At 47.1% G+C, this 5,774-nt stretch carries 2 tRNA genes and 3 rRNA genes; all 5 read right to left on the bottom strand.

Features of this window, described 5'->3' with window-relative positions:
• Positions 1 to 274 precede the first annotated feature (274 nt).
• Positions 275 to 386: ribosomal RNA gene (gene rrf / locus ACST13_RS00005) — 5S ribosomal RNA — on the bottom strand.
• A 66-nt stretch (positions 387 to 452) separates the two neighbouring features.
• A 23S ribosomal RNA gene (locus ACST13_RS00010) occupies positions 453 to 3,284 on the bottom strand.
• Positions 3,285 to 3,581: 297 nt separating this feature from the next.
• Positions 3,582 to 3,658: transfer RNA gene (locus ACST13_RS00015), tRNA-Ala, on the bottom strand.
• A 146-nt stretch (positions 3,659 to 3,804) separates the two neighbouring features.
• Positions 3,805 to 3,878: transfer RNA gene (locus tag ACST13_RS00020), tRNA-Ile, on the bottom strand.
• 127 nt (positions 3,879 to 4,005) lie between these two features.
• Positions 4,006 to 5,512: ribosomal RNA gene (locus ACST13_RS00025) — 16S ribosomal RNA — on the bottom strand.
• Together the 16S, 23S and 5S rRNA genes with 2 tRNA genes alongside form the textbook arrangement of a ribosomal RNA operon.
• Positions 5,513 to 5,774 lie beyond the last annotated feature (262 nt).

Genomic DNA, 5,774 nt, shown 5'->3' on the forward strand with positions numbered 1-5,774 from the left:
TTAAGAAAGCATCGGTTAATGAATCGGGTAATTCCACTTCCATTTTATTTAGTGTTTAAAAGTAAAAAAAAATTATCAAGGTCGAAACCCTAAATATTTCTACTTACACACTTTACGAGATGGTGCCCTTTTTTATGCCGTATCTCTACTCTCTGCTCTATACTCTCTTATCTTTACTCTACATTTCCTAGTTACTGACTACTGGATACTGTCTACTGGCTACAGTTTGGGCATAAAAAAAGACCCACACTTTCGTGCAGGTCTTTTTTAAATAACTTGGAGCTTACTTACTTTCCCGGGTTTGATCCCAGTATCATCAGCGGTGCGGGGCTTAACTTCTCTGTTCGAGATGGGAAGAGGTGAACACCCGTCCTATCGGCTCCATACTTTTTACAAGGCATAGCCTTTTTCCATATTGTGAGATAAAATAAATAGCAGTGTGTAAATTAATAAAAGGTAAGCTTTCGGGTAATTAGTACTACTCGACTTTGACATTACTGTCTTTACATCTGTAGCCTATCGACCGTGTCGTCTACACGGACCCTTCATGGAATACTCATCTTCAGGTCAGTTTCGCACTTAGATGCTTTCAGCGCTTATCTGATCCCGACGTGGCTACTCAGCTATGCCCTTGGCAGAACAACTGATATACCAGCGGTCAGTCCAACTCGGTCCTCTCGTACTAAAGTCAGAACCTGTCAATATTCCTACGCCCACAACAGATAGGGACCGAACTGTCTCACGACGTTCTGAACCCAGCTCGCGTGCCACTTTAATCGGCGAACAGCCGAACCCTTGGGACCTTCTCCAGCCCCAGGATGTGACGAGCCGACATCGAGGTGCCAAACCTCCCCGTCGATGTGAGCTCTTGGGGGAGATCAGCCTGTTATCCCCAGAGTACCTTTTATCCTTTGAGCGATGGCTGTTCCATACTAAACCACCGGATCACTATATCCTACTTTCGTACCTGATCGACTTGTCGGTCTCACAGTCAAGCTCCCTTTTGCTATTGCACTCTACGCACGGTTACCAAGCGTGCTGAGGGAACCTTTGAAAGCCTCCGTTACTCTTTTGGAGGCGACCACCCCAGTCAAACTACCCACCAAGCAATGTCTCCCCTTTGGGGATTAGAATTCCAGTACAAGAAGGGTGGTATTTCAACGTTGGCTCCCCGATGCCTAGCGACACCGGCTCACAGCCTCCCACCTATCCTACACATCCAGTACCAAAACTCAATGCTAAGCTATAGTAAAGGTTCATGGGGTCTTTCCGTCCCGTTGCGGGTAAACGGCATCTTCACCGTTACTACAATTTCACCGAGCTCACGGCTGAGACAGTGCCCAGATCGTTACACCATTCGTGCAGGTCGGAACTTACCCGACAAGGAATTTCGCTACCTTAGGACCGTTATAGTTACGGCCGCCGTTTACTGGGGCTTCAGTTCAATGCTTCGTGTTGCCACTAACATCCCCCCTTAACCTTCCAGCACCGGGCAGGTGTCAGGCCTTATACGTCATCTTTCGATTTAGCAAAGCCATGTGTTTTTGTTAAACAGTCGCCTGGGCCATTTCTCTGCGGCCACGATTGCTCGTGGCTCCCTTTATCCCGAAGTTACAGGGTTAATTTGCCGAGTTCCTTAGCCGTGATTCACTCGAGCGCCTTAGAATATTCTTCTCGACCACCTGTGTCGGTTTACGGTACGGGTTACTTAGAAGTTATACACGCCTAGACTTTTCTTGGAAGTCTACTCACTACACTCGTTTTAGCATTGCTGCCGCCTCTCAAAGACACTATTCCGTCAGTATCTGGTAACCTGTAGTCTCCGTCATCTATTTGCCCAATAAGTAAGTACAGGAATATTAACCTGTTGTGCATTAGGTTGTCGCCTTCGCTAGACCCTTAGCCCCCGACTAACCCTCAGTTGATTAGCATAGCTGAGGAAACCTTAGTCTTTCGGCGTGAGGGTTTCTCGCCCTCATTATCGTTACTCATGCCTACATTTGCTTTTCTGAACGCTCCAGCAAAGCTCGTCGCTTCACCTTCTCCGCAGATCAGAATGCTCCCCTACCAGTATATAAATATAATCCAAAGCTTCGGTACTTTACTTGATGCCCGTTTATTATCGATGCCCGCCTCGCTCGACCAGTGAGCTGTTACGCACTCTTTAAATGAATAGCTGCTTCCAAGCTAACATCCTGGCTGTCACTGCAATCAGACTTCCTTAGTTCAACTTAGTAAAGATTTTGGGACCTTAGCTGTTGGTCTGGGTTCTTTCCCTCTCGGATTGGGACCTTAGCACCCCAACCCTCACTCCCGGGTATATTTTAAGCCATTCAGAGTTCGTCAGGATTTGGTAGGATTTGACTCCCCCTAGTCCTATCGGTAGCTTTACCTGCTTAAAACTTAACCCCGAGGCTGTTCCTAAAAACATTTCGGGGAGTACGAGCTATTTCTCAGTTTGATTGGCCTTTCACCCCTACCCACAAGTCATCCAAATACTTTTCAACGTAAACTGGTTCGGTCCTCCACTCCGTGTTATCGGAGCTTCAACCTGCTCATGGGTAGATCACAAAGTTTCGCGTCTACTCCCACTGACTAAGCGCCCTATTCAGACTCGCTTTCGCTCCGGCTGCTCACGTCAACGTGATTAACCTCGCCAGTGAAAGTAACTCGTAGGCTCATTATGCAAAAGGCACGCCGTCACCCCACAAAAGGGCTCCGACCGCTTGTAAGCGTATGGTTTCAGGGTCTTTTCACCCCCTTACTCAGGGTACTTTTCACCTTTCCTTCACAGTACTAGTTCACTATCGGTCTCTTGGTAGTATTTAGCCTTACCGGATGGTGCCGGCAGATTCAAAGGGGATTTCTCCAGTCCCCCCCTACTCAGGATACCACTACAATTATATAAGCTTACCGATACAGGGCTCTCACCTTCTATGGCCTGCCTTCCCAGACAGTTCTTGTTCATTTATATAATCGATCACGTGGTCCTACAACCCCAGTCTTGCCGCAACAACACTGGTTTGGGCTAATCCGCGTTCGCTCGCCACTACTTACGGAATCACTTTTGTTTTCTCTTCCTCTGCTTACTTAGATGTTTCAGTTCAGCAGGTTCGCCTCCTACATACATAGGATAATAGATCTTCAATCTACTGGGTTGCCCCATTCGGAAATCTTCGGATCGAAGGTCTTGTGCACCTCCCCGAAGCTTATCGCAGCTTAACACGTCCTTCATCGCCTCCAAGAGCCTAGGCATTCCCCATACGCCCTTAATTCACTTACTCTTTTAATTTATATCTTCATCCCTAAGGATTTAATATCACTAATTTGCTCTTACTCTTTACTTTATTCTCACAATATGTCAAAGAACCTTGTGTAAAATTCAATCAGCTTGCGCTTATCTCATTCACATCGTTCCCAATCTCACTCTCCACATTTGGAAAGGGTAGGGGTGGTAGTCAGTAACCAGTAGCCAGTCGACAGTAGTCAGTCTGGAACTTGTTAATCTTTCAATCTGTTGATCAAGCTCGTTTGCCTAATCTGTACTCTCTACTCTATAATCTCTACTCTACTTTGTACTCTGGTGGAGAATAACGGATTCGAACCGTTGACCCCCTGCGTGCAAGGCAGGTGCTCTAGCCAGCTGAGCTAATCCCCCAAATAACTGGGTTCTCTTTGTTAATCTCTTTGTTGTTAGACGCGTTTGTCTAATCTTTACTATCTATTCTCTCTACTCTTTACTCTCTACTCTTTACTCTATAATCTTTACTCTTGCCTCTGATCCTCACAAGCCTTCATTTCTTGTGGGCCTGCGTGGACTCGAACCACGGACCTCTACATTATCAGTGTAGCGCTCTAACCACCTGAGCTACAAGCCCGCTTAATCCTTAATAAATGCTTTTTAAAACTTGCTCTCTTTCGAGCAGGTTTCCTTTAAGCGTGTGATAAAAACAAAGAAGATAAGTAATCACTCACGTGTTTACCTAAAAGTAATAGCTTCTCCAGAAAGGAGGTGTTCCAGCCACACCTTCCGGTACGGCTACCTTGTTACGACTTAGCCCCAATTACCTGTTCTACCCTAACTGGCGGTTTAACGGCCAGCTTCAGGTCTACCAGACTTTCATGGCTTGACGGGCGGTGTGTACAAGGTCCGGGAACGTATTCACCGCGTCATTGCTGATACGCGATTACTAGCGATTCCAGCTTCATAGGGTCGAGTTGCAGACCCCAATCCGAACTGTGAACGGTTTTCGAGATTGGCATCCTGTTGCCAGGTAGCTACCCTCTGTACCGCCCATTGTAGCACGTGTGTAGCCCTAGGCGTAAGGGCCATGATGACTTGACGTCGTCCCCTCCTTCCTCTCTACTTGCGTAGGCAGTCCATTTAGAGTCCCCACCATAACGTGCTGGCAACTAAATGCAGGGGTTGCGCTCGTTGCGGGACTTAACCCAACACCTCACGGCACGAGCTGACGACAGCCATGCAGCACCTTGTTTCAGGTCATTGCTGACTGATCCATTTCTGTATCATTCCTTCACATTCTAGCCTAGGTAAGGTTCCTCGCGTATCATCGAATTAAACCACATGCTCCACCGCTTGTGCGGACCCCCGTCAATTCCTTTGAGTTTCACCGTTGCCGGCGTACTCCCCAGGTGGATAACTTAACGCTTTCGCTGTGGCACCGACCAGATTCGGCCGACACCTAGTTATCATCGTTTACAGTGTGGACTACCAGGGTATCTAATCCTGTTTGATACCCACACTTTCGTGCATGAGTGTCAGTAAAAGCCAAGTGAGCTGCCTACGCAATTGGAGTTCTTGATAATATCTATGCATTTCACCGCTACACTATCAATTCCGCCCACCTCTACTTTACTCAAGTCTACCAGTTTCAATGGCACTGCAATCGTTGAGCGACCGTCTTTCACCACTGACTTAATAAACCACCTGCGCACCCTTTAAACCCAATAAATCCGGACAACGCTTGCACCCTCCGTATTACCGCGGCTGCTGGCACGGAGTTAGCCGGTGCTTATTCATACAGTACCGTCAATGCCTCTCGCAAGAGTCGTTTCTTCCTGTATAAAAGCAGTTTACAACGCATAACGCCTTCATCCTGCACGCGGCATGGCTGGGTCAGACTTGCGTCCATTGCCCAATATTCCCTACTGCTGCCTCCCGTAGGAGTCTGGCCCGTATCTCAGTGCCAGTGTGGGGGATTGACCTCTCAGTTCCCCTACCAATCATAGCCTTGGTGAGCCATTACCTCACCAACAAGCTAATTGGTCGCATGCCCAGCTTACATCGATAAATCTTTAACAGCTACTAGATGCCTAGTTACTGTCTTATGCGGTATTAATCTCCCTTTCGAAAGGCTATCCCCCAATGTTAAGGTAGGTTGCATACGTGTTACGCACCCGTGCGCCACTATGTCCGAAGACACCGTTCGACTTGCATGTATTAGGCCTGCCGCTAGCGTTCATCCTGAGCCAGGATCAAACTCTCCATTGTAAATAATCTTTGGATGTTTGACTGCTCTTATTTTAATAAGAAAATTGTCTACATCCTTGTCTTGAATGCTATTATTTCGACACTGTGATTTAAACACAGTATCTCTTCTTTATTTCTATCAACACGTCAAAGAACTCTTGTACCTCCAATAAACCGTCCAAAGCAACCCGCTCTGGTGTGAATCTAATCACTCGATTTACTCTCAGTCTTGCCCTAGAAACCTTCTGTTCCTAGCGATTGGGAGTGCAAAGATGTAGGATTA

Source organism: Aquirufa sp. A-Brett2-W8, from assembly GCF_054558755.1.